General features: G+C 64.8%; 22 protein-coding genes. 18 read left to right on the top strand and 4 right to left on the bottom strand.

Annotated features, from left to right (window positions below; all coding sequences use genetic code 11):
- Nucleotides 1–31: 31 nt before the first annotated feature.
- A complete protein-coding gene (locus WDZ97_RS07235; RefSeq protein ID WP_304006020.1) occupies nt 32–601 on the bottom strand; it encodes a TetR/AcrR family transcriptional regulator in 570 nt (189 codons plus the stop codon).
- Nucleotides 602–716: 115 nt separating this feature from the next.
- Between WDZ97_RS07235 and WDZ97_RS07230 the strand changes: the two genes are divergently transcribed.
- The 3 genes from WDZ97_RS07230 (at nt 717) to WDZ97_RS07220 (ending at nt 4,278) form a co-directional block, all read left to right on the top strand.
- Nucleotides 717–1,469: an electron transfer flavoprotein subunit beta/FixA family protein gene (locus tag WDZ97_RS07230; protein ID WP_019918690.1), complete on the top strand. Its 753-nt coding sequence runs from the start codon at nt 717–719 to the stop codon at nt 1,467–1,469.
- Nucleotides 1,470–1,479: 10 nt separating this feature from the next.
- Entirely contained in the window at nt 1,480–2,415 is a 936-nt protein-coding gene (locus WDZ97_RS07225; RefSeq protein ID WP_425762294.1) for an electron transfer flavoprotein subunit alpha/FixB family protein, read from the top strand.
- A gap of 78 nt (nt 2,416–2,493) precedes the next feature.
- Nucleotides 2,494–4,278 (top strand): acyl-CoA dehydrogenase, encoded by a 1,785-nt coding sequence (locus WDZ97_RS07220; protein WP_425762293.1) that lies wholly within the window; start codon nt 2,494–2,496, stop codon nt 4,276–4,278.
- Nucleotides 4,279–4,482: 204 nt separating this feature from the next.
- Here the strand turns inward: WDZ97_RS07220 and WDZ97_RS07215 are convergent, their stop codons facing one another.
- Nucleotides 4,483–5,079, bottom strand: coding sequence for a response regulator transcription factor (locus tag WDZ97_RS07215; protein ID WP_425762292.1), 597 nt, complete (start codon nt 5,077–5,079; stop codon nt 4,483–4,485).
- Between the two features lie 5 nt (nt 5,080–5,084).
- Nucleotides 5,085–7,016: a sensor histidine kinase gene (locus WDZ97_RS07210; RefSeq protein ID WP_425762291.1), complete on the bottom strand. Its 1,932-nt coding sequence runs from the start codon at nt 7,014–7,016 to the stop codon at nt 5,085–5,087.
- Between the two features lie 295 nt (nt 7,017–7,311).
- Here WDZ97_RS07210 and WDZ97_RS07205 point away from each other — a divergent pair, with 295 nt between their 5' ends.
- The 5 genes from WDZ97_RS07205 to WDZ97_RS07185 all read left to right on the top strand — a co-directional run bounded on the left by WDZ97_RS07205 (nt 7,312) and on the right by WDZ97_RS07185 (nt 13,235).
- Nucleotides 7,312–8,463 (top strand): methyl-accepting chemotaxis protein, encoded by a 1,152-nt coding sequence (locus tag WDZ97_RS07205; protein WP_304006032.1) that lies wholly within the window; start codon nt 7,312–7,314, stop codon nt 8,461–8,463.
- Nucleotides 8,464–8,476: 13 nt separating this feature from the next.
- Nucleotides 8,477–8,845 (top strand): response regulator, encoded by a 369-nt coding sequence (locus tag WDZ97_RS07200; RefSeq protein ID WP_024300513.1) that lies wholly within the window; start codon nt 8,477–8,479, stop codon nt 8,843–8,845.
- Nucleotides 8,846–8,865: 20 nt separating this feature from the next.
- Nucleotides 8,866–9,189: an STAS domain-containing protein gene (locus WDZ97_RS07195; protein WP_304006036.1), complete on the top strand. Its 324-nt coding sequence runs from the start codon at nt 8,866–8,868 to the stop codon at nt 9,187–9,189.
- A 20-nt stretch (nt 9,190–9,209) separates the two neighbouring features.
- Nucleotides 9,210–11,465 (top strand): chemotaxis protein CheA, encoded by a 2,256-nt coding sequence (locus tag WDZ97_RS07190; RefSeq protein WP_304006038.1) that lies wholly within the window; start codon nt 9,210–9,212, stop codon nt 11,463–11,465.
- Between the two features lie 120 nt (nt 11,466–11,585).
- On the top strand, nt 11,586–13,235 hold the full coding sequence (locus tag WDZ97_RS07185) for a methyl-accepting chemotaxis protein (protein WP_425762290.1): 1,650 nt from the start codon (nt 11,586–11,588) through the stop codon (nt 13,233–13,235).
- A gap of 6 nt (nt 13,236–13,241) precedes the next feature.
- On the opposite strand, the gene WDZ97_RS07180 is transcribed toward WDZ97_RS07185, so the two are convergent.
- Nucleotides 13,242–13,427 carry a hypothetical protein gene (locus WDZ97_RS07180; RefSeq protein ID WP_304006043.1) on the bottom strand — a complete coding sequence of 62 codons (186 nt, stop codon included), beginning with the start codon at nt 13,425–13,427 and terminating at the stop codon, nt 13,242–13,244.
- Here WDZ97_RS07180 and WDZ97_RS07175 point away from each other — a divergent pair.
- The 10 genes from WDZ97_RS07175 to WDZ97_RS07130 all read left to right on the top strand — a co-directional run bounded on the left by WDZ97_RS07175 (nt 13,426) and on the right by WDZ97_RS07130 (nt 22,519).
- Complete coding sequence (locus WDZ97_RS07175; protein ID WP_304006046.1) at nt 13,426–15,657, top strand: methyl-accepting chemotaxis protein; 2,232 nt, start codon at nt 13,426–13,428, stop codon at nt 15,655–15,657. The genes WDZ97_RS07180 and WDZ97_RS07175 overlap by 2 nt on opposite strands.
- 12 nt (nt 15,658–15,669) lie before the next feature.
- Complete coding sequence (locus tag WDZ97_RS07170) at nt 15,670–16,200, top strand: chemotaxis protein CheW (RefSeq protein ID WP_425762289.1); 531 nt, start codon at nt 15,670–15,672, stop codon at nt 16,198–16,200.
- Between the two features lie 16 nt (nt 16,201–16,216).
- Nucleotides 16,217–17,080, top strand: coding sequence for a CheR family methyltransferase (locus tag WDZ97_RS07165; protein WP_425762288.1), 864 nt, complete (start codon nt 16,217–16,219; stop codon nt 17,078–17,080).
- 76 nt (nt 17,081–17,156) lie between these two features.
- Nucleotides 17,157–17,618, top strand: a complete 462-nt coding sequence (locus WDZ97_RS07160; RefSeq protein ID WP_425762287.1) for a chemotaxis protein CheD — start codon at nt 17,157–17,159, stop codon at nt 17,616–17,618.
- Entirely contained in the window at nt 17,612–18,724 is a 1,113-nt protein-coding gene (locus WDZ97_RS07155) for a protein-glutamate methylesterase/protein-glutamine glutaminase (RefSeq protein ID WP_425762286.1), read from the top strand. The genes WDZ97_RS07160 and WDZ97_RS07155 overlap by 7 nt, the downstream gene beginning before the upstream one ends.
- A 114-nt stretch (nt 18,725–18,838) precedes the next feature.
- A complete protein-coding gene (locus WDZ97_RS07150) occupies nt 18,839–18,967 on the top strand; it encodes a hypothetical protein (RefSeq protein WP_425762285.1) in 129 nt (42 codons plus the stop codon).
- 232 nt (nt 18,968–19,199) lie between these two features.
- Complete coding sequence (locus WDZ97_RS07145; RefSeq protein ID WP_304006062.1) at nt 19,200–19,346, top strand: hypothetical protein; 147 nt, start codon at nt 19,200–19,202, stop codon at nt 19,344–19,346.
- A gap of 128 nt (nt 19,347–19,474) precedes the next feature.
- On the top strand, nt 19,475–20,479 hold the full coding sequence (locus WDZ97_RS07140; protein WP_304006064.1) for a TRAP transporter substrate-binding protein: 1,005 nt from the start codon (nt 19,475–19,477) through the stop codon (nt 20,477–20,479).
- A gap of 94 nt (nt 20,480–20,573) precedes the next feature.
- Nucleotides 20,574–21,236, top strand: a complete 663-nt coding sequence (locus WDZ97_RS07135) for a TRAP transporter small permease (RefSeq protein ID WP_425762284.1) — start codon at nt 20,574–20,576, stop codon at nt 21,234–21,236.
- Nucleotides 21,233–22,519, top strand: coding sequence for a TRAP transporter large permease (locus tag WDZ97_RS07130; protein WP_304000227.1), 1,287 nt, complete (start codon nt 21,233–21,235; stop codon nt 22,517–22,519). Before WDZ97_RS07135 ends, WDZ97_RS07130 begins: the two co-directional genes overlap by 4 nt.
- Nucleotides 22,520–22,714: the final 195 nt, after the last annotated feature.

Raw genomic sequence — 22,714 nt, 5'->3', positions numbered from 1 at the left:
TGACGGCCGCGCGGCATTGTTTTGCAAAATATCAACGACCCGTGATCAGGTTGGCGATGAACTGGCGTGCCGCCGCCGGTCGCGCCGTGTCTCGCGGGACATCCATCATGCCCAGGCCGAACACATAGGCATACAACAGCAGGCTGCGATTGGTCGCTTCGTCGGCGCCGCAGCCGGCGGCGCGGAACAGCGCGGCCGCGCATTCCAGCCGCACGCTGTCCACCTCGTCGACGGCGGCGCGCGCCGCTTCGTCGTGGCGCGCCCAGTCGCGCAGCGCCAGTTCGACCTGCATGCCGCGGCGGTTGCGCGCCAGACTGTAGGTGTCGATCACATGCTGCAGTTGCGCGATCTCGTCGCCGGGCGCAGATTGCGTGCGGTTGCGGATGTCGTCGATGCGGCCGTCGCGCCAGTGCTCCAGCACCGCGTCGAGCAGGGCGCGGCGGTCCTTGAAGTGCCAGTAGAAGCTGCCCTTGGTCAGGCCGAGACCGCGCGCCAGCGTCTCCACCCGTATGCCGTCCACACCGCTGTCGGCCAGGGTCTGGGTGGCCGCTCGCACCCAGGTGTCGCGGTCGGTCTGCGGGCGGGCGGCGGTGTCGGGCATGGCGGTATTCCTGCGGCGTTGTTGACCTTGAAGTGAAGCATACGCTAGCGTATGGACTGAACATACGCATCCGTATGGGTGCGTGGAACCGTGAGCGGCAACAGGAGGCACAGGCATGAAGATTGTGGTCCCGGTCAAACGGGTGATCGATTACAACGTGAAGATCCGCGTTGCCGCCGATGGCAGCGGCGTTGAAACGGCGAACGTGAAGATGTCGATGAATCCGTTCGACGAGATCGCGGTGGAAGAGGCGGTGCGGTTGAAGGAGGCGGGCGTGGCAACCGAGGTGGTCGCGGTGTCCTGCGGCGTCGCCGGCTGCGTCGATACGCTGCGCACTGCACTGGCACTGGGTGCCGACCGCGCGATCCATGTGAATACCGATGTCGAACTGCAACCGCTGGCGGTGGCCAAGCTGCTCAAGGCGGTGGCCGGTCGCGAACAGCCGCAGCTGGTGATCTGCGGCAAGCAGGCGATCGACGATGACGCCAACCAGACCGGCCAGATGCTGGCCGCGCTGCTCGGCTGGGGGCAGGCCACCTTCGCGTCCAAGGTCGGCGTCGCCGACGGCCGTGCGACCGTGACGCGCGAAATCGACGGCGGCCTGGAAACGGTCAGCGTGGCGCTGCCGGCGGTGGTCACCACCGACCTGCGGCTGAACGAACCACGCTTCGCCAGCCTGCCCAACATCATGAAGGCGAAGAAGAAGCCGCTCGACACGGTGACGCCGGACGAACTGGGCGTCGATGTCGCGCCGCGCCTGAAAACGCTGAAGGTGGCCGAGCCGCCGAAGCGTCAGGCCGGTATCAAGGTGGCCTCGGTGGCCGAACTGGTCGCGAAGCTGCGCGACGAAGCCAAAGTGCTGCGCTGAGGACCCCGTCATGAGCATTCTGGTCATTGCAGAACACGACAACGCCGGCCTGCGCCCGGCCACGCTGAACACCCTGGCCGCCGCGGCGAAGATCGGCGGCGACATCACCGTGCTGGTCGCCGGCAGCGACTGCGCCGGCGCAGCCGCTGCGGCGGCAGCGGTGCCGGGTGTTGCGAAGGTGCTGAGCGCCGATGCCGCTCATCTGGCTCACCCCGCCGCGGAAGACCTTGCAGCGGCGGTGCTGGCGGTCGCCACCGGCCACAGCCACGTACTGGCACCGGCCGGCAGCTTCGGCAAGAACTTCATGCCCCGTGTTGCGGCCACACTCGACGTGGCGCAGATTTCCGACATCGTCGAGGTGGTGTCGGCGGACACCTTCGTGCGCCCGATCTACGCCGGCAATGCGCTGGCCACGGTGCAGAGCGGCGATACGGTCAAGGTGATCACGGTGCGCGCGACCGCCTTCGACCCGCTGTCGGCGAGCGGCGGTGCCGCACCGGTCGAGGCGGTGACGCCGCCGGCAGCCAGCGGCCTGTCCGCCCATGTGTCGCAGGAACTGTCGCAGTCGGCCCGCCCGGAACTGGGTGCCGCGCGCGTCGTCGTGTCCGGCGGACGCGGGCTGGGCAGTGCCGAGTCCTATCACGCCGTGCTCGAACCGCTGGCCGACCGGCTCGGCGCCGCACTCGGCGCCAGCCGCGCCGCCGTCGATTCCGGTTACGCACCGAACGATTACCAGGTCGGCCAGACCGGCAAGATCGTTGCGCCGGATCTCTACATTGCAGTCGGGCTGTCGGGTGCCATCCAGCACCTGGCCGGCATGAAGGATTCGAAGGTGATCGTCGCCATCAACAAGGATGCGGACGCACCCATCTTCCAGGTGGCCGACTACGGTCTGGTCGGCGACCTGTTCGAACTGGTGCCGCAGCTGGTGCAGGCACTGGACTGATCTACCGCGGGCGGCATCCGCCCGCGACCGTCATTGATCAATTTCGAGGGCCGCCAGAGCCCGATGGAGGAGAGGCTCATGAGCGAATACGTCGCGCCGCTGCGGGACATGCGTTTTGCGCTGGAACTGGCTGGCCTGAACGAAGTGGTGACCTTGCCCGGCTACGAGGACGCCAGTCCGGACGTCGTTGACGCCGTGCTGGAGGAGGCGGCCCGCTTCACCGGCGAGGTGCTGTCGCCGCTGAATCGGGTGGGGGATCGTGTCGGCGCGAAGCTCGGCGACGACGGTCGCGTCGCCATGCCCGACGGATTCGCCGAGGCCTATCGCGCCTATGCCGACAACGGCTGGAACGGCATGGGCTGTGACCCGGCGCACGGCGGCGCCGGCATGCCGCACCTTGTGGTGGCTCAGATCCAGGAGATGGTGATGGGCGCCAATATGGCGTTCTCGCTGTGTCCGCTGCTGACCGCGGGCGCCATCGAGGCGCTGGCGCTGTGCGGCTCCGACGAACAGAAGGCGCTGTATCTCGAACGCATGGTGAGTGGCGAATGGACCGGCACCATGAATCTGACCGAGCCGCAGGCCGGTTCCGATCTGGCGGCCGTGCGCAGCCGCGCCGAGCCGCAGCCCGACGGCAGTTACCGTGTATTCGGGCAGAAGATATTCATCACCTTCGGCGAGCACGAACTGGCGTCCAACATCGTGCATCTGGTGCTGGCGCGCACGCCGGGCGCGCCTGACGGGGTCAAGGGCATTTCGCTGTTCATCGTGCCCAAGTTCATTCCCGACGCCGACGGCAATCCGGGTGCGCGCAACGACGTGCGCTGTGTGTCGCTCGAACACAAGCTGGGCATACATGCCAGCCCGACCTGCGTGATGGCCTTCGGCGATGCCGGCGGCGCCACCGGCTGGCTGTGCGGCGAAGAGAACCGCGGCATCGAGTACATGTTCATCATGATGAACGCCGCGCGCTACGCGGTTGGCCTGCAGGGCATCGCGGTGGCCGAGCGTGCTTTCCAGCAGGCGCGCGAGTACGCCAACGAGCGGCGTCAGGGCGGCGAGGCGGGCGTGAAGGGCGGCGGCAGCGTGGCCATCGTGCGCCACCCGGACGTGCGCCGCATGCTGCTGCGCATGAAGTCGCAGGTCGAGGCGATGCGCGCGCTGGCCGCGGTCACCGCGGCGGCTCGCGATCGCGCAGCGCGCCACGCGGACGAGGCCGAACGCACGCGCGCCCAGGCCTTCGTCGAACTGATGATTCCGCTGGTCAAGGGCTGGAGCACCGAAACCGCGAACGAGATTGCCTCGCTCGGCGTGCAGGTGCACGGCGGCATGGGCTATGTCGAGGAAACCGGCGCCGCGCAGTACCTGCGCGACGCGCGCATCACCAATATCTACGAGGGCACGACCGGCATACAGGCCAATGATCTGGTCGGCCGCAAGATCGCGCGCGACGGCGGTGCGGCCGCGCGCGCGGTGATCGCCGACATGCGCGATGTCGTCGCGGCGCTCGATGCTGCACCGCTGCAGGCGCTGTCAGCGCCGCTGGGCGAGGCGGCGTCGGCGCTCGAACGCAGCGTCGATTTCGTCGTCGCGCACTGGCGCAGCGATGTGCGCGCCGCGCTGGCCGGCGCAGTGCCCCTGCTGATGCTGTTCGGCCGCGTGGCGGGCGGCTGGCAGCTGGCGCGAGGTGCCCTGCTGGCGCAGCAGCGTCTGACCGCCGGTGACGGCGATGCCGACTTCCTGCGCGCAAAAATCGTCACCGCGCGCTTCTATGCCGATCACGTGCTCAGCGAGTGCGGCGGTCTGGCGCACATGGTCTGCAGGGGCGCCGCCGCCACGCTGGACGACGCGGCAGGTCTGTAGTCCGGTCCCCACCCCGGAACCCGGGTTTCCGTGGGGGCTGCTGACCCCGACGGCACTCTGCATCGAAGCCGGCGGGTCGCAGCGGCCCTGTCGCGGCCAAGGCCGCTCCCACAGGGGTTGCGCCCGCCCCACCGCCGGCGCCTGGACCGGAACTCTGTGGGAGGGGTCTTCCGACCCCGACAGCGGCGGTGAATGTGCGCGGCGCTACTTCCTCGCCGCCAGTACCTGCGCCAGTTCCACCGCGGACCGCACGCCCATCTTCTCGAAGATGCGGGCGCGATGGACTTCCACGGTGCGCATGGTGACGCCGAGGTCGCTGGCGATCACCTTGTTCATCTGGCCGGCCAGCACGCGCTCCATCACTTCGATCTCGCGCTGCGTGAGCTGGGCGACACGCTCCTCGATGGCCTGTGCGGCGGCGCGCTTCGACAGCTGTTGCTGGTGCATGTCCAGCGCGGCCAGCGCGCGGTCCACCAGTTCGTTGTCGTTGAACGGCTTCTCGACAAAATCGAAGGCGCCCTGCTTGATCGCGCCGACCGCCATCGGCACGTCGCCGTGGCCGGTCAGGAAGATGACCGGCATGTCGTGGCCGTGCTCGTGCAGCCAGCCGAACAGTTCGAGCCCGCTCATGCCGTCCATGCGGATGTCCAGCAGCAGACAGCCGCAATGCGCGATCTCGCCACTGCCGATCAGCGCCTCGGCCGACGGCCAGGTGCGCACCGTGTGGCCGCGCGAACGGAACAGCCAGCCCAGCGCGTCGCGGATGGCTTCGTCGTCGTCGACGATGAAGATCTGGCTCATCGGCTTCACTCCCCGGCCGGCAGTTTCAGGATGAACACGGTACCGCCGCCGTCGGCGGATTCGAACCACAGCCGGCCGCGGTGCAGTTCGACGATGGAGCGGCAGATGTTGAGGCCCATGCCCATGCCGTCCGGCTTGGTGGTGAAGAAGGGGGCGAACAGCTTGTCCGCCACTTCCGGCGGGATGCCGCTGCCGCTGTCGCGCACCGACACCTGCACGCCTTCGGCGTCGGCGCTGGTCTGTATCAGCAGGCGCCGCCGCTCGGGCGGGCAGGCGGCCATCGCGTCCATGCCGTTGCGGATCAGGTTCAGCAAGACCTGTTCGATCATGACGCGATCGGCGCTGACCGCGGGCAGGGCGCCGGCCAGCGAGCTGGAAATGCGGATGTCGCGCTTGCGTGCATCCGCCTCGATCAGGCCCAGCGCTTCCTCGACCACGTCGTTCAGAGAACAGGCGACGCGCTTCGGCTCGGAGCGGCGGACGAATTCGTGCACGCGGCGGATGATGGTGCCGGCACGGCGTGCCTGCGCGTTCATCTTCGCCAGCGGCTCCTTCAGGTCGGCCAGCGAGCCGCTGCCGTTATCGACCATGTTCAGGCAGGCCGTGCTGTAGCTGGCGATGGCCGACAGCGGCTGGTTCAGTTCGTGCGCCAGCGTCGAGGCCATTTCGCCCATGGTGATCAGACGGCCGGTGAACTGCAGCTTTTCCTGCTGCTGCCGGTACAGCTCCTCGGCCTGCTTGCGTTCGGTGATGTCGAGCACCGAACTCATCCAGCCGACGTGACGGCCGTCGGCGTCGACCAGCGGCGCCTCCGAAATGAGTACGTCGAAGCGCTCCCCATTGCGGCGGATGAACTTCAGTTCCAGCGCTTCGTGCGAAGTCGCGCCGCCGGCCAGGATGCCGTCGTGCAGCGCACGGATGTGTTCGGCCTCTTCCGGCGCCCAGTAGGGCATGGGTGGGCGCATCGCCATCAGTTCCTCGGCGCTCCAGCCGACCATGCGGCAGAAGGCCGGGTTCACGTGTGTGATGCGGCCGCTCAGATCGCGCGCGCGCAGACCGATGCTGAGCGAATTCTCCATCGCCGAACGGAAGGTGTGTTCCTCGCGCAGCGCCTGTTCGGCTTCGAGCCTGCGCACCAGGTGGCGACGCAGCGCCCACAGACTCCACAGCATCGTGAACGCCAGACCGACGATGGTGACCACCAGCAGCGCCGGCAACAGACGGGTTTCGCTGCGGTAGGCGGTGACACGCAGCCGCAGGCCGTGGCCGGGTGGGTCGAACACCAGCGCGTAATTCATTTCGTCATGTTCGGCCGCCACTTTGGACTTGCTGGCCAACACCGCTTCGGTGTTGTCGATCACGTCCAGCTTGTAGCGCTCGGCGAACCACCAGGGCACCGATTGCGACAGCATCTGTTCGATCGAGTAGGTGCCGCGCATCCAGCCCTGACCGCCCCCGAGCGGCACCAGCACGTCGAAATGCACGTCGCCGTCGGCGGTCGCGTAGGGCGGCAGGTAGGCGGCGCGGCCGAGCTGCTCCGCCAGCCGCGCCGGGCCGGACAGATCCGGATCTTCGCCGTCGATGTGCGCGAGGGTATCGACGCGCAGCAGGCCGTGGCCGTTGGCGATCATGTTGCGCTGGCGTGCCTCGATCACCCGCGCATCGAGCCGGCCGTCGGCCGCCTCGCGCCCGATCTGCGCCATCTGCTCGGCATTGCGGTCGAGATGGAAGCGCAGGTCCTGCTCCATCCACAGCACGTCGTTGATCATCGTCGCGCGCTGCTCGTCCAGATCGTTTCGGTGCAGCCACCACACCAGCGTGCCGATGGCCAGCAGGAAGAGCGCGATGGCGACGCGCGGCACCATCCAGTACCAGCCGGGGGCTGCGACCGGGGTTGCGCGAGGACGGATTGTGGACACGAACGAAGGACTGTTCATCTGGGACTGGGGCCCTGGTGGTGCAAACGCCGCCGACGAGTATCAGCAGCAATCATACGTTCATGGCTGCGGCCGCCGATGTCGGATATCCACAGTGCGCGGCCGCCGGATGAGGCGGGAGAAATTCCCGCCGCCCCGCGGTTCCTCCCGGTATGTGAACAATTAAAAAAAGGCGTCCGGGCGACCTAAAGTCCATGGGCGTTCAGACCGTTAGCCTGAACGTGGCCACAGTGTCAATTACATATGTAACAAGGCCCGGCCCGTCAATGTCTGCCATGCGAAACGGGAGAGTGAGTTGAACAGAACGATAGTCAGCGTGACCCACACGGTGGTCGCAACGCTGGTCGGAGCCTGGGCGGTTGCGCCGATCGAAATGCCTCTCTGGGTGCGTCTGACGGTCGGCATCGCCGCGGGCTGCGGTCTCCTGTGGTCAATGATCGTGCTCGGTCGCCGCGATGTGGTCGCACCCGCTGCGGTCGCCCAGCGAGCACCGGAACCCGATCCGCTTGCGCAAGCCTTGCACGGCAGTCTGGTACTGGTGTCGTCCGAGGCGGCGCCGATCTGGAAGCGACAGATCAACGGCGTGCGCAAGCAGGCCGAGGTGGCCATCGGCGAGCTGATCCAGCGCTTCTCCGGTCTCGTATCCAAGCTAGATGCGGCCGTTGCAGCCTCGTCCGGAGCGGGATCGTCGGCTGCGCAAGGCGGTGTGGATACCGTACTCAAGACTTCCCAGACGCAGCTTACCCAGGTGCTGGACAGCATGTCCGGCGCGCTCACAGACAAGAATCTCGTGCTCGCGCAGATACGCGAACTGGCCAGTTACGCAGACGATCTGCGCGGCATGGCAACCTCGGTGCAGCAGGTTGCTGACCAGACCAATCTGCTTGCCCTCAACGCCGCCATCGAAGCCGCCCGCGCCGGTGAGGCCGGTCGCGGCTTTGCCGTCGTGGCCGACGAGGTGCGCAAGCTGTCGACGGCGTCGGGCGATACCGGCAAGAAGATCGCCGAGAAGGCGAAGCTGGTCAGCGACGCCATCCTGGCGTCTGCTCGTCTGGTCGAGAGCTCGACCAGCCGCGACATCGAATCCTTCAAGGTTTCCGAAGCCAGCATCCAGGGGGTGCTCGGCGATTTCTCCGGGCTGCTCGACGTGCTGGCCGCGTCCAACGCCGAATTGCGCCGCCAGGCAGAAGGCATCCAGCACGAGATCGCTGAAACCCTGCCGCACCTGCAGTTCCAGGATCGCATCGACCAGGTACTCGCCCACGTCTGCGAAAGCCTGGATGAACTGGAGCAGCAGGTGGCCGCCATCCCCGCCGATCAGGCGCCCGACTTGCGGCCGCTGGTCGCCAACCTCGAACGCAGCTACACCACGCCCGAAGAGCGCGGCAATCACGGCGGCTCGGGTGGTGCGTCCAGCACGGCCAGCGACGATCTCGTTTTCTTTTGAGGAGTAGTGACACATGGCAAAGACAATCATGGTCGTGGATGACTCGTCGTCATTGCGCCAGGTGGTCAGCATCGCGCTGAAGGGCGCGGGCTATGACGTATTCGAGGCCTGCGACGGCAAGGACGCGCTGTCCAAGCTCACCGGCCAGAAGGTGCACCTCGTGGTAAGCGACGTGAATATGCCGAACATGGACGGCATCACCTTCGTCAAGGAAATGCGCAAGCTGCCGGCCTACAAGTTCACGCCGGTCATCATGCTGACCACCGAGAACCAGGAGTCGAAGAAGGCCGAAGGCCAGGCGGCCGGCGCCAAGGCGTGGATGGTGAAGCCGTTCAAGCCGGACCAGATGCTGATGGCCGTGTCCAAGCTCTGCCTGCCCTGAAGCGAAGCGGAGCCGACGACATGGAAATCGAACGCACCGACGACGGTGACGTGACCGAACTTAAGGTGGTCGGCGAACTGACCATATACGGTGCTGCAGAAGCCTACGGCTTCCTGACGCGTGCGCTGTCGGAACGGCGCGATCTGCGCGTCAATCTTGCGCAGGTCAGCGAGGTGGACAGCAGCGGCGTGCAGTTGCTGCTGGCAGCCAAACGGGCGGCCGAGAAGCAGGGGCACAGTTTCGAACTGGTGGCGCACAGCGAAGCCATGCTCGAAGTGATGGAACTGCTGCAGTTGAGCCACGTGTTCGGCGACCCGCTGGTGATGCCGGCGCAGGCTGCCTGAACAGGACGAGGAATTCACCGATGAATCTCGAACCTGCCCTCGAGGCCTTCTTCGCCGAAGCGGACGAACTGCTGACGCGGATGGAGGAATCCCTGCTGCAGCTTGAAAGCGAGCCGGACAACGACGAACTGATCAACGATATCTTCCGCGCGGCGCACACCATCAAGGGTACGGCGGGCGTGTTCGGATTCGACGATGTCGTTCATTTCACGCACGAGGTCGAAAGCGTGCTCGACCGCGTCCGCGACGGCCAGATGCAGGTCAGCAATGACGTGATCGGCCTGCTTCTGCGCAACAAGGACCATATCGGCGCGCTGGTGCGCGCGGTGGCCGAAAAGCGCGAACTCGACGCCGCCCAGCGCGCAGAGGGTGAAGCGCAGATGGCGGCCCTGCTTGCCTTGCTTGGCAAGCAGCCGGACAAGCCCGCCGCGACAGCCGTGGTCGCTGCTTCGGCGGATGTCAGCCGCAGCGAGTCGGCTGTTTCCGACAGTTGCGCGAACGAGAACTGGCATCTGTCGATCCGCTTTGGGGCCGACGTTCTGCGCGGCGGCATGGATCCGCTGTCCTTCATAAGGTATCTGTGCACGCTGGGTGAAATCGTTCACCTCGACACCCTGTTCGACGCGCTGCCTCAGTGGCTGCAACTTGACCCGGAGTCCTGCTACCTCGGCTTCGAGATCGACTTCCGCAGCGAGGCGTCGAAGGCGGAGATCGAGGGCGTGTTCGAGTTCGTTCGCGACGAATGCGTGCTTCACATCATTCCGCCGCGCTCGCAGATTTCCGAGTACATCAGCGTTCTGCGTGCGCTGCCCGAGGACGAGCTGAAGCTGGGCGAGATGCTCGTGCTCAGCGGCGCGCTGACCCGCGCCGAACTCGATCGCGGCCTGTCGTTGCAGTCGGAAGCGGCGTCCGCCGTCAGCGCTGAAGGTGATGGCGGACCGTCGGCAGCACCGCCGCAGCTGGGCGAGATACTGATCGAGAGCGGAGCGGTGGGCGCCGGCGTGGTCGACGCTGCGCTCGTCAAGCAGAAGCAGGTCAAGGACACCAAGGCGCAGGAAGCCCGTTCGCTGCGCATCGACGCGGACAAGCTCGACCAGCTGATCGAGCTGGTCGGCGAACTGGTGGTGGCCAGCGCCGGCGTGCAGAACGTTGCGCAGATGCTTGCCCAGGCTCAACTCACGGAAGCGAGCGAAGTACTTACGCGTCTGGTCGAGGAGGTGCGCGACCAGGCGCTGTCGCTGCGCATGGTGCAGATCGGCGCCACCTTCCAGCGCTTCCAGCGCGTCGTGCGCGACGTCAGTCGCGAGCTGGGCAAGGACATCGAGCTGCAGATCAGCGGTGGCGAGACCGATCTGGACAAGACCGTGGTGGAGCGCATCGGCGATCCGCTGATGCATCTGGTCCGCAACTCGATGGACCACGGCATCGAAGCCACCGAGGTCCGTCTTGCCGCCGGCAAGCCGGCGCGCGCCAAGGTCATGCTGAACGCCTATCACGAGGCAGGCAGCATCGTGATCGACGTGGCCGACGACGGCGGCGGCCTGAACCGTCAGAAGATCCTGCGCAAGGCGATCGAGCGCGGGCTGGTGGCCGAGGACGCCCAGCTCAGCGAGCGCGAGATCGACCGTCTGATCTTTGCCCCCGGTTTTTCAACTGCCGACCAGGTGAGCAATCTTTCGGGCCGCGGCGTCGGCATGGACGTGGTCCGCCGTGACATCGAAGCGCTGCGCGGCACGGTCGATATCGATACCGAGCCGGGTAAGGGCACGCGCATCCGGATCCGGCTGCCGCTCACGCTGGCCATCATCGATGGCTTCCGCGTCGGCATCGACAAGGCGAGCTTCGTGCTGCCGGTCGACATGATTGTCGAGTGCGTCGAACTGGCCGGCTCGATCCGCGATGCCGCCCGTAGCCGAGGTTATCTGGACATGCGTGGCGAAGTGCTGCCGCTGCTCTGGCTGCGCGAGGTTTTCGATATCGACAGTCCGGCCCCCGAGCGACGCGAGAACGTGGTGGTCGTCCACTTCGGGCAAACCAAGGCCGGCATCGTCGTCGATCAACTGATGGGCGAACACCAGACCGTCATCCGCCCGCTCGGCAAGCTGTTCAGCGCACTGCGCGGAGTCAGCGGCTCGACCATTCTCGGCAGCGGTGAGATTGCGCTCATCCTCGATGTCGCGGGGCTGATGAAGATGGCCGGCAGTACCGGCATGACCGCGGCGGGCATCACTGAAATGCAGGGGCAGAACTCGCGGGAGATGAGCGCGCCGAGCTGACGGCGCCAGACCGCAGGTGTAATGCATACGTGGTGGAGCCTTGCAGGTCGGGGGTGAAACCGAAATGGATTTTTTCGGACCTGGCTTTGCCGGACTCTTGGAGCTCCAGGCCGATTCTGAATGCTGTCGAAGGAAGGAGTAGTAGCCATGTTGTCCAACATGAAGATCGGGATCCGACTGACTCTCGCGTTTGTCGCTCTGGTGATCATCACCGCTGTTGTGGGTTGGGTCGGAATCTCGAACTCCGGAAAGATCAACGCGCTGGCGGATGATCTTTACTACAAGGAGTTGCTTGGCCTCTCGTACATCAAGGAGGCAAACATCAACCTCATCTACATCGGCCGCGCCCGGGGCAATGCCCTGCTCGCCGATACGAAGGAGGAGCGTGAGCGGCATCTGGCCGCCATCGACAAGTACTCCGCGGCGATTCAGGACTATGTGCAGAAGTCGAAGGACCTGTTCGTCACCGACGAGGCCAAGCGGCTCTTCTCCGTGTTCGATTCGACGTGGACGGCCTATCAGCAGGAGATGCAGCGCGCTACGACGCTGATCCGCACGCAGGACCTTGCGCACAAGGATGCGGTGCTGACCGAGACCCTCGACAACGTCCGGAAGAATGCGAACGTTCTCGATGACACGCTGACCGCGCTCACCAAGTCGAAGGAGGCGCGCGCCCTGCAGGCGTCGAATGAGACGACCCAGATCTACGAGAGCGGTCGCACGACCATGATCATATTGATCATCGGCGGCATGATCGTTGGCATTGCCCTGGGCCTTCTGATCAGCCGCAGCGTGACCAAGCCGCTGGGCGTCGCGGTCGATGTCGCCAACCGTCTTTCAGAAGGCGATCTGACCATGTCCATCGACGCGACGTCGAAAGATGAAACCGGTCAGCTGCTGCAGGCGATGAAGAATATGGTGGTCAAGCTTGAATCCGTCGTGTCCGAGGTGAACGGCGGAGCCAACGGTCTTGCGAGCGCGTCGGAAGAGGTGTCGGCGACGGCACAGTCGCTGAGCCAGGGGGCGAGCGAGCAGTCGGCGGGTGTCGAGGAGACGTCGGCGTCGATCGAACAGATGTCGGCATCGGTGAACCAGAACAGCGAGAACGCACGGGTGACCGACGGCATTGCGACGCAGGCCTCGCGCGAAGCGGCCGAGGGCGGTGAAGCGGTGAAGCAGACGGTGGAAGCGATGCGCAAGATTGCCGAGCGCATTTCGATCATCGACGACATTGCCTACCAGACGAATCTGCTGGCGCTGAACGCGGCGATCGAAGCGGCGCGTGCGGGCAGTCACGGTCGGGGCTTTGCGGTGGTGGCGACGGAAGTGCGCAAGCTGGCGGAGCGCTCGCAGGTTGCGGCGCAGGAGATCGGCGGTGTGGCGAACGAGTCGCTGAAGGTTGCGGCGCGAGCGGGCGAGGTGCTGCAGCAGCTGGTGCCGTCGATCCAGAGGACGTCGGATCTGGTGCAGGAGATCTCGGCGGCGTCGGGCGAGCAGGCGAGTGGCGTGTCGCAGATCAACAGCGCGATGAGTCAGCTGAGCCAGACGGTGCAGCAGACGGCATCGGCGTCGGAAGAACTGGCGGCGACGGCAGAAGAGATGAGCGGCCAGGCGCAGCAACTGCAGCAGGCGATGGCCTTCTTCCGCCTGCGCGACAACGCATCGGCGCAGACCCTGTCGTCGCGTCGGACGACGGTCCGGTCGTCTTCGGCACGCATCGGCATGGCGTCGTCGGAAATGCCTGCGGAGGCGGATTTCGCCCGATTCTGATTGTTTTCAAAGCTTGCCGTCGCGCAGCGATCGCGACGGCGGATGGTCTGGCTCGTTCATCGCTTCGAATGGATCGGAGAACTGGATAATGAAAAATGCTTCGGGCGTGAAATTCTCGACCCGCATAGGCTTGGCATGCGCAGCGCTATGCGTACTGGCCGGCGCTGCAGTGTGGTCCGGATTCGGCAGCATGGACGAGCTTCTCGGACTGTCGGCCGCCTCGGGTGCCGATGCGCGTGCAGCCAGTGAGGCGGCCAGTGCAGGGCGCACGCTGCTTCTGGCGCTGACCGGCGCGATCGTTGTCCTGACGATCTTGTCCGGCTGGCTTCTGCTCCGCTTGCGCAACGGCGTGTTCGGCGGCGACCCGGAAGCCCTTGCCGCGGCGGCCGGAAAGCTCGCAGCCGGCGAGTTCTCGGCTGCTGCCGGGTTTGCCGGCGCTCCGGCGGGCAGCATTGCCGCTTCGCTGAACCAGGTGTCGGCGAATCTCGGTCTGTTGATGGAGCAGATGGGCAGGATGTCGGCCGAACACGACAGGGGCGATATCGACGTGACGATCGACGTTGGCCGCTTCGGCGGAGACTTCCGTGTCGTCGCCGAACAGGTGAACCAGATGGTGGCCGGCCACATCGCGGTGAAGAAGACGGCGATGGCCTGCATCAGGGAATTCGGCGAGGGCAACATGGATGCGCCGATGGAGCAGTTGCCGGGCAAGAAGGCCTTCATCAACGAAACCATCGAACAGGTGCGCGCCAACATCAAGGACTTCATCGCGGAGATGAATCACATGTCGGCCGAGCACGACCGTGGCGACATCGACGTGATGATGGACGAGGCCCGCTTCAAGGGCGCTTACCGGACCATGGCGCACGGCGTGAACCAGATGGTGTCCGGCCATATCGCGGTGAAGAAGAAGGCGATGGCCTGTTTCAAGGAATTCGGCGAAGGCAACATGGATGCGCCGATGGAACAGTTGCCGGGCAAGAAGGCATTCATCAACGACACCATCGAACAGGTGCGCGCCAACATCAAGAACTTCATCGCCGACATGAACCACATGTCGGCCGAGCACGACCGTGGCGATATCGACGTGATGATGGACGAGGGCCGCTTCAAGGGCGCTTATCGGACCATGGCCCAGGGCGTGAACCAGATGGTGTCCGGCCACATCGCGGTGAAGAAGAAGGCGATGGCCTGCTTCAAGGCATTCGGCGAAGGGAATATGGATGCACCGATGGAACAGTTGCCGGGCAAGAAAGCCTTCATCAACGACACCATCGAGCAGGTACGCGGGAACATCAAGGCGCTGGTCGCCGACACCGACATGCTGTGCCGCGCCGCGCTCGTGGGCGACCTGGACAAGCGTGCCGACTCGAGTCGGCACAAGGGAGACTTCCATCGCATCGTGCAGGGTATCAACGACACGCTGGACGCGGTGATCAACCCGGTCAACGAAGTGATGTCCGTGCTGGCGGCGATGGAGCGCAATGACCTGAGCACCCGTGTCCACGGTGACTATCGCGGCAAGCTGCTGGATCTGAAGAACTCGATCAACAGCACCAGCGACCGTCTGTCACAGACCATAGGCGAGGTCATCGGTGTCGCCAACGGTCTTGCGAGCGCGTCGGAAGAGGTGTCGGCAACGGCACAGTCGCTGAGCCAGGGGGCGAGCGAACAGTCGGCGGGTGTCGAGGAGACGTCGGCGTCGATCGAACAGATGTCGGCGTCGGTGAACCAGAACAGCGAGAACGCACGGGTGACCGACGGCATTGCGACGCAGGCCTCGCGCGAAGCGGCCGAGGGCGGTGAAGCGGTGAAGCAGACGGTGGAGGCGATGCGCAAGATTGCCGAGCGCATTTCGATCATCGACGACATTGCCTACCAGACGAATCTGCTGGCGCTGAACGCGGCGATCGAAGCGGCGCGTGCGGGCAGTCACGGTCGTGGCTTCGCGGTGGTGGCGACGGAAGTGCGCAAACTGGCGGAGCGCTCGCAGGTTGCGGCGCAGGAGATCGGCGGTGTGGCGAACGAGTCGCTGAAGGTTGCGGCGCGAGCGGGCGAGGTACTGCAACAGCTGGTGCCGTCAATCCAGAGGACGTCGGATCTGGTGCAGGAGATCTCGGCGGCGTCGGGCGAGCAGGCGAGTGGCGTGTCGCAGATCAACAGCGCGATGAACCAGCTGAGCCAGACGGTACAGCAGACGGCATCGGCGTCGGAAGAACTGGCGGCGACGGCAGAAGAGATGAGCGGCCAGGCGCAGCAACTGCAGCAGGCGATGTCGGTGTTCCGCCTGCATGGCGACAAGTTCGCAACCAGCCAGGCCGCGAATGAACTGCCCGCGCGCCGCGCTCCGGTGCGCAGCGTTCACGCGCGCGGCGGATTGGCGCTTGAAAGCGCGAGCGAAAGCGATTTCACACGTTTCTAGGGAGTGGGCGATATGAATGGACGCCATTCGCTGGCGCTGACCGTGGTCGATGACGACGACGTGGCAGCGGACCAGCAACAGCAGTACCTGACTTTCAGGCTGGGCGAGGAGAGCTACGCGCTGGGTCTGTTGTCGGTGAAGGAAATCATCGAGTACGGCGGTGTTACGCAAGTACCGATGATGCCGGGCTTCGTCCGTGGCGTGATCAACCTGCGTGGTCGAGTGGTGCCAGTGATCGATCTGGCAAACCGTTTGCGCGCCGAAAGCGCCGCGGTGACCAGACGGACCTGCATCGTCATCGTCGAGGTGGCGAACGACGGCGAGGCACAGGACATGGGGATCATCGTCGATGCGGTGAGCCAGGTGGTCGACATTCCGCCGCAGTCGGTGGAACCCGGGCCGTCCTTCGGTGCGAAGGTGAGAGCGGACTTCATCGCCGGCATGGGCAAGCTCGACGAGGGCTTCGTGATCATGCTGGACATTGACCGTGTGCTCGCCGGCGAGGACATGGCGGCAGTCAATGACATGAAGGCAGCCGGCTGAGCATGAGGGCTGCCGCATGAGTACCGCTGCCGCACTTGCAGGAAGCCGGTCCGCTGCCAGGGATGCGGCGTTCGTCATCCCGTCGATCAGCGACATCGACTTCCGTCGCTTTCAGCGCTGGCTGCACGAAACGGCAGGCATCGCCTTGGCCGACCACAAGAAGACGCTGCTCGTGGGGCGTCTTTCCAAGAGGCTCGGTCCTTGCGGCGTGCGTGGCTGGAAGGATTACTTCGAACTGCTGATGGATGGCAGCCGGCCGGGCGAACTGCAGGTCGCCATCGATCTGCTGACGACGAACGAAACCTATTTCTTCCGCGAGCCCGCTCATTTCACCTTTCTCGCCGAGCAGATCCTTGCGCGCTTCGAAGGCAGCGAGCCGCTGCGCATCTGGAGCGCCGCCAGTTCCTCGGGCGAAGAGATCTATACGCTGGCCATGGTGCTTGCCGACACGCTGGGCATGGGGCGGCGCTGGGAAATCTTCGGTTCCGATCTGAGTACGCGCGTACTCGAAACCGCACGCCGTGCGCACTATCCGATGACCCGCGCGGACAAGATTCCGCCCGCTTTCTTGAAGCGCTTCTGCCTGAAGGGCACCGGCCCGCAGGAGGGCACTTTCCTGATCGACCGTCCGCTGCGCGAGCGGGTGTCGTTCGCACAGATCAACCTGAACGAAACGCTGCCGGATATCGGCATGTTCGATATCGTGTTCGTGCGCAACGTGATGATCTATTTCGACCCGGATACCAAGCGACAGGTCATGGCGCGCATCCTGACCAAACTCAAGCCGCGCGGGCACGTGTTCGTGAGTCACTCGGAAAACCTGCATGGCGTCACGGATCGCGTGGACATCGTCAAGCCGTCCATTTACCGCCTCAAGTGACGACATGTGCATGAGGCCGCCTGTACGCACCGAAATTTACCTGAAGCCCGGAGATCTGTTCTTCGGAGACGAGACCATGTGTCTGCGTACGGTGCTGGGCTCCTGTGTCGCCATCACGATGTGGCACCCCGCCCTGAGGATAGGCGGCATGTGCCACTTCATGCTGCCCGGCAACGCCCGCGCCGATCTGGGCGGCGACGGACTGAGCGCGCGTTTTGCCGATGGCGCGATGAAGTCCATGATTCGTGAAGCGCGCCGTTTCGGTACGCGCGAGCTCGATTACGAGTTCAAGCTTTTTGGCGGGGGCAATATGTTTCCCGGAATCGCCGGCAGCAGCAACATGCCGATAGGAGAAGCGAACGTGCGGCGTGCTCGCGCGCTGCTCGACGCGCTGGGTGTCCGGCCGGTGGCCGAACACACCGGCGGATACGGTCAGCGCGTGCTGATGATGGATGTGAGCAGCGGCGTGGTGTGGATGCGCCACGATGGCCCTCGGTCGGGCGCCGGTGTCAGTACCTACGGAGAACTTGCATGCTGAGCCCGGTTGCGGTCAAACCGCCTGCGTCGGCGGGGGCACGCATTCGCGTCCTGATCGTCGACGATTCGGCGGTCGTGCGTCAGGTGCTGTCGGAACTGCTGTCCGCTGATCCCCTGCTACGCGTCATCGCCACCGCGCCGGACCCGCTGATCGCACTCGAACGGCTGAAGGTCGAGTGGCCGGACGTGATTGTGACCGACGTCGAAATGCCGCGCATGGACGGCGTCACCTTCGTTCGCCGCATCATGGCCGAACGACCGACGCCCATCGTCGTCTGTTCGTCGCTGACCGAGAAGGGGGCGGAGACCACGATGGAAGTGCTGGCCGCCGGCGCGATCAGCGTGGTGACCAAGCCCAAGCTCGGGATCAAGCAGTTCCTGCATGAATCTGCCCAGGCGCTGACCGATGCGGTGAAGGCGGCAGCGCGCGCCCGCGTCGGTCGCGCTCGCATCGCACCGATGAGCGGGCCCAAGTCCGGCCCTAAACTCACGGCCGACGTCATGCTGCCGCCGGTGACCGGCGAGGCGATGCGGATGACGACCGAAAAGCTCATCGCGCTGGGCACCTCGACCGGTGGCACACAGGCGCTTGAAGCGGTGCTGACGCAGCTGCCCCGCGTATCGCCCGGCATCGTCGTCGTTCAGCACATGCCGGAGCGTTTTACCGCCGCCTTCGCGGCGCGTCTGGACAGCATCTGCGAAATCCATGTCAAGGAGGCCGTGAATGGCGACCGCGTGATGCCGGGCGTTGCACTCATCGCGCCGGGCGGACGCCACATGATGCTCAGGCGCAACGGTGCCCAGTACGTCGTCGAGGTCAGCGACGGCCCGCTGGTAAACCGCCACAAGCCGTCGGTCGATGTGCTGTTCCGGTCGGTTGCCAAGTATGCAGGCAAGAACGCGCTGGGCATCATCATGACGGGCATGGGTGACGACGGTGCGCGCGGACTGAAGGAAATGCGCGACGCCGGGGCCATGACCTGTGCTCAGGACGAAGCCAGTTGCGTGGTGTTCGGCATGCCCAAGGAAGCGATCAGGTTCGGTGCCGTCGAGCACGTGATCGGACTCGATCAGATCCCCGGAATGATCAACCGTTATGGCAAGTGAAGCGGATCCGCCGACGCTGCTGAACGAAGCCGGGGTAACGGGAGTGGAGGAGGGTGCGAACGGAGAAGAGGTGCTGAGGAAGCTGCACAGGCGCTGACGCGCCCGCCGGCCGTCGTGCTGGTGGATCTGGAAATGCCGGTGATGGACGGCGTCGAGCTGCTGCATCGCATGGCCTCCTCGGGTTTCCGGCCCGGGGTGATCATCACCAGTGCGCGCGCGGCCATCCTGCTCGATTCCGTTTAAACCATGGTGTCCGAGCTGGGCTTGCACCTGCTGGCCACCATGCGCAACCCCATCCCGCCTGATCGCCTGATCGCCTGATTGTCTGACTGTCGCGATCCGCGCGCGCAGGTCGGCGATTTCGTGTCATCGGCGTGGCGGAACGCAGTGGCCAGGTCGCGCTACTGACGGTCGTCATGCTGCGCGGGCGGGCATCGATGCTGGCCGCATTGCCTTCGATGTGACTGAAACGTCCATGACCTCGGGCACGGCAGCGCTGAAGACGCTGCTCAGGCTGAAGCTGAACCACTTTTCGCTCGCCATCGACGACTTCGCTGAGGTGACAACGCAGCTGCATCGCACGCTGCGTGAGAAGGTCCTCCTGGTTTCCAACGTTCGCTGACGCGTTCTCCTCGTCAGACCGAGCGGTTGCGGATATCCACAATGGCCGCAGCCACCCCCGCCGACCACAATCCAGGCATCACATTGGCCGTTCGCGCCGTGTGGCCTTCATACACAAGAGGAGACACCATGAAACTTCATTCCATGCTTTTCGGCCTGCTCACGCTCGGCCTGACTCCGTTTGCGCTGGCGCAGCAGCCCATCGTGATCAAGTTCAGCCACGTCGTGGCGACCGAGACGCCGAAGGGCAAGGCGGCCGAATTCTTCAAGAAGCGCGCCGAAGAACTGACCGCCGGCAAGGTGAAGGTCGAGGTGTATCCGAACAGCCAGCTGTACAAGGACAAGGAAGAGATGGAGGCGCTGCAGCTGGGCGCCGTGCAGATGCTTGCGCCGTCGCTGGCCAAGTTCGGTCCGCTGGGCGTGAAGGAATTCGAGGTGTTCGACCTGCCCTTCATCTTCGACGGCTACGCCGACCTGCACAAGGTCACGCAGGGCCCGATCGGTGCGTCCATCCTGAAGAAGCTGGAACCGAAGGGCATTGTCGGCCTGGGCTTCTGGGACAACGGCTTCAAGTCCTTCTCGGCCAACACGCCGATCAAGACGCCGGCCGATCTGAAGGGCAAGAAGCTGCGCATCCAGTCGTCCAAGGTGCTGGAAGAGCAGATCCGTTCGCTCGGTGCGCTGCCGCAGGTGATGGCGTTCTCCGAGGTCTATCAGGCGCTGCAGACCGGCGTGGTCGACGGTACCGAGAACCCGCATTCCAACCTCTACACGCAGAAGATGCATGAGGTGCAGAAGCACATGGCGGTGACCGACCACGGCTATCTGGGTTACGCCGTCATCGTTAACAAGAAGTTCTGGGACGGCCTGCCGGCCGACGTGCGCGGTCAGCTCGACACGGCGATGAAGGAAGCCACCAGCTACGCCAACAAGATCGCCAAGGAAGAGAACGACGCTGCGCTCGAAGGCGTGCGCAAGAGCGGCCGGACCCAGGTTTATGTGCCGACGGCGGAAGAGCGCCTGGCGTTCAAGCGTGCGCTGGTGCCGGTGCACAAGAAGATGGAAAGCCGGATGGGCGCCGACCTGATCCAGGCCATCTACAAGGAAACCCAGTTCGATCCGTCGAAGCTGTAATCCGCCCCGCACACGTGCGGCGTCCGCCGCACGTGTCGCATCCCGGCGCGCACGCGCGCACACTGCATCACCCTCACTTCATCGGGAGACCACCGTGCTCCGAATACTCGACCATATCGAGGAGTGGCTCATTACGCTGCTGATAGGCGTGGCCACCATCATCATTTTCGTGTCCGTCGTGCATCGCTACGCCGCCGGCTTCGACGTGCCCGGCCTGCAGGACTGGCTGCTGTCGCTGAATCTCGGCTGGGCACAGGAGCTGTGCATCATCCTGTTCGTCTGGATGGCCAAGTTCGGCGCCGCCTACGGCGTGCGCACCGGCATTCACGTCGGCGTCGATGTGCTGATCAACCAGTTGCAGCCGGCGCTGCGCAACAAGTTCGTCGTGTTCGGTCTGGCGGCGGGCGCGCTGTTCACCGGCATCATCTGTGCGCTGGGCAGCCACTTCGTGTGGGAGAACGGCGCTGCCTACGCCGTGCTGAGCGCAATGGGCCAGGACACCGGCGATCTGTTCGAAGGGCCGACCACGCCCGATCTCGAATGGCCGACCTGGATCGTCTACATGGCCATTCCGCTCGGTTCCGGCCTGATGTGCTTCCGCTTCCTGCAGGTGATGACTGCCTTCATCCGTACCGGTGAACTGCCGCACCATGATCATGCGCACGTCGAAGGCATGGAGGACGTCAAGCCGGTGCTGATCGGCGAGGCGGTCGAAGAAGCCGAAGAGCGCGAACACGCCAAGGGAGGCCGCCAATGAGCGCCGCCATCATCTTTGCACTGCTGCTGGTGCTGATGCTCACCGGCATGCCGGTGTCGATCTCGCTGGGTCTGACCGTACTGACCTTCCTGTTCACGATGACCGATGTGCCGGTCGAATCAGTGGCGCTGAAGCTGTTCACCGGCATCGAGAAGTTCGAAATCATGGCGATTCCGTTCTTCATCCTGGCCGGCAACTTCCTCACCCACGGCGGTGTGGCGAAGCGGATGATCAACTTCGCGACCTCGCTGGTCGGCCATTTCCATGGCGGCCTGGGCATGGGCGGTGTGGTGGCCTGCGGTCTGTTCGCCGCCGTGTCGGGCTCCAGCCCGGCGACGGTGGCGGCGATCGGCGCCATCCTGCTGCCGGCCATGGTGAAGCAGGGCTTCCCAATGAAGTTCGGGGCGGGCATCGTCGCCAGCTCCGGGGCACTCGGCATCCTGATTCCGCCGTCCATCGTGATGGTGATGTATGCGGTGTCGACCAACTCGTCGATCGGCGCGCTTTTCATGGCCGGCATCATCCCGGGCGCGGTGCTGCTGTTCATGCTGGGCTTCACCACCTGGTGGCGCGCCAAGAGCAATAACTACCCGCGCATGCCGAAGGCGCCGATGGCCGATCGCATCAAGGCCTTCCGCGAATCCTTCTGGGGGCTGATGCTCATCGTCGTCGTGATGGGCGGCATCTACACCGGCATCTTCACGCCGACCGAGGCGGCCGCGATGAGCGCGGTGTACGCCTTCATCGTCGCGGTGTTCGTCTACCGCGACCTGCCGCTGAAGCGCATCCCCAAGGTGCTGCTCGATTCGGCAAACATGAGCGCGATGCTGCTCTACATCATCACCAACGCCATCCTGTTCTCCTTCCTGCTGACCTCGGAACAGATTCCGCAGGCGGTGGCGGCATGGCTGGTGGATAGCGGCATGGGGGCGCTCGGCTTCCTGCTGGTGGTGAACATCCTGCTGCTGCTGGCCGGTAACATCATGGAGCCGTCGTCCATCATCCTGATCACCGCGCCCATCCTGTTCCCGGTGGCGATGGCGCTGGGCATAGACCCGGTGCATTTCGGCATCATCATCACGGTGAACATGGAAATCGGCATGATCACGCCGCCGGTGGGGCTCAACCTGTATGTCGGCAGCGGCATCGCAAAGCTGGGCATGACGGACATGACCAAGGCAGTGTCGCCGTGGCTGGTCACGATGCTCATCTTCCTGGTCATCGTCACCTACTGGCCGGCGCTGTCGCTGTGGCTGCCGCGCACCTTGGGCATGATCAGCTGATGCGCAGCTGACACTGCTGCAACTCGCAGTTCTGACGCCGCGTGAAGTTATGCGCGGCGTTCTTCTTTTTTGCACCCCCCCTGCTCAAGTCCGCCGTGCCATGCGTCGTAAACGCTCCTACGAGGAGATCGACGGTGCGCTTCCGTATAACTAAAGTCCTATAAGCACCTGTCGATATTGGCCATGTAGTGAATC

The sequence above is a fragment of the Methyloversatilis sp. MC4-4 genome (assembly GCF_049843555.1).
Taxonomy (GTDB): domain Bacteria; phylum Pseudomonadota; class Gammaproteobacteria; order Burkholderiales; family Rhodocyclaceae; genus Methyloversatilis; species Methyloversatilis discipulorum_B.
Note: the sequence above shows the minus strand (reverse complement) of the source record. Positions and strands in the feature narration are given on the sequence as shown.

Bases quoted from the DNA above. Each gene is read 5' to 3' on its own strand.
- WDZ97_RS07235 (WP_304006020.1), bottom strand. From the start codon at position 601: ATGCCCGACACCGCCGCCCGCCCGCAGACCGACCGCGACACCTGGGTG.
- WDZ97_RS07230 (WP_019918690.1), top strand. From the start codon at position 717: ATGAAGATTGTGGTCCCGGTCAAACGGGTGATCGATTACAACGTGAAG.
- WDZ97_RS07225 (WP_425762294.1), top strand. From the start codon at position 1,480: ATGAGCATTCTGGTCATTGCAGAACACGACAACGCCGGCCTGCGCCCG.
- WDZ97_RS07220 (WP_425762293.1), top strand. From the start codon at position 2,494: ATGAGCGAATACGTCGCGCCGCTGCGGGACATGCGTTTTGCGCTGGAA.
- WDZ97_RS07215 (WP_425762292.1), bottom strand. From the start codon at position 5,079: ATGAGCCAGATCTTCATCGTCGACGACGACGAAGCCATCCGCGACGCG.
- WDZ97_RS07210 (WP_425762291.1), bottom strand. From the start codon at position 7,016: ATGAACAGTCCTTCGTTCGTGTCCACAATCCGTCCTCGCGCAACCCCG.
- WDZ97_RS07200 (WP_024300513.1), top strand. From the start codon at position 8,477: ATGGCAAAGACAATCATGGTCGTGGATGACTCGTCGTCATTGCGCCAG.
- WDZ97_RS07195 (WP_304006036.1), top strand. From the start codon at position 8,866: ATGGAAATCGAACGCACCGACGACGGTGACGTGACCGAACTTAAGGTG.
- WDZ97_RS07190 (WP_304006038.1), top strand. From the start codon at position 9,210: ATGAATCTCGAACCTGCCCTCGAGGCCTTCTTCGCCGAAGCGGACGAA.
- WDZ97_RS07185 (WP_425762290.1), top strand. From the start codon at position 11,586: ATGCTGTCGAAGGAAGGAGTAGTAGCCATGTTGTCCAACATGAAGATC.
- WDZ97_RS07175 (WP_304006046.1), top strand. From the start codon at position 13,426: ATGGACGAGCTTCTCGGACTGTCGGCCGCCTCGGGTGCCGATGCGCGT.
- WDZ97_RS07180 (WP_304006043.1), bottom strand. From the start codon at position 13,427: ATGCTGCCGAATCCGGACCACACTGCAGCGCCGGCCAGTACGCATAGC.
- WDZ97_RS07170 (WP_425762289.1), top strand. From the start codon at position 15,670: ATGAATGGACGCCATTCGCTGGCGCTGACCGTGGTCGATGACGACGAC.
- WDZ97_RS07165 (WP_425762288.1), top strand. From the start codon at position 16,217: ATGAGTACCGCTGCCGCACTTGCAGGAAGCCGGTCCGCTGCCAGGGAT.
- WDZ97_RS07160 (WP_425762287.1), top strand. From the start codon at position 17,157: ATGTGTCTGCGTACGGTGCTGGGCTCCTGTGTCGCCATCACGATGTGG.
- WDZ97_RS07155 (WP_425762286.1), top strand. From the start codon at position 17,612: ATGCTGAGCCCGGTTGCGGTCAAACCGCCTGCGTCGGCGGGGGCACGC.
- WDZ97_RS07145 (WP_304006062.1), top strand. From the start codon at position 19,200: ATGACCTCGGGCACGGCAGCGCTGAAGACGCTGCTCAGGCTGAAGCTG.
- WDZ97_RS07140 (WP_304006064.1), top strand. From the start codon at position 19,475: ATGAAACTTCATTCCATGCTTTTCGGCCTGCTCACGCTCGGCCTGACT.
- WDZ97_RS07130 (WP_304000227.1), top strand. From the start codon at position 21,233: ATGAGCGCCGCCATCATCTTTGCACTGCTGCTGGTGCTGATGCTCACC.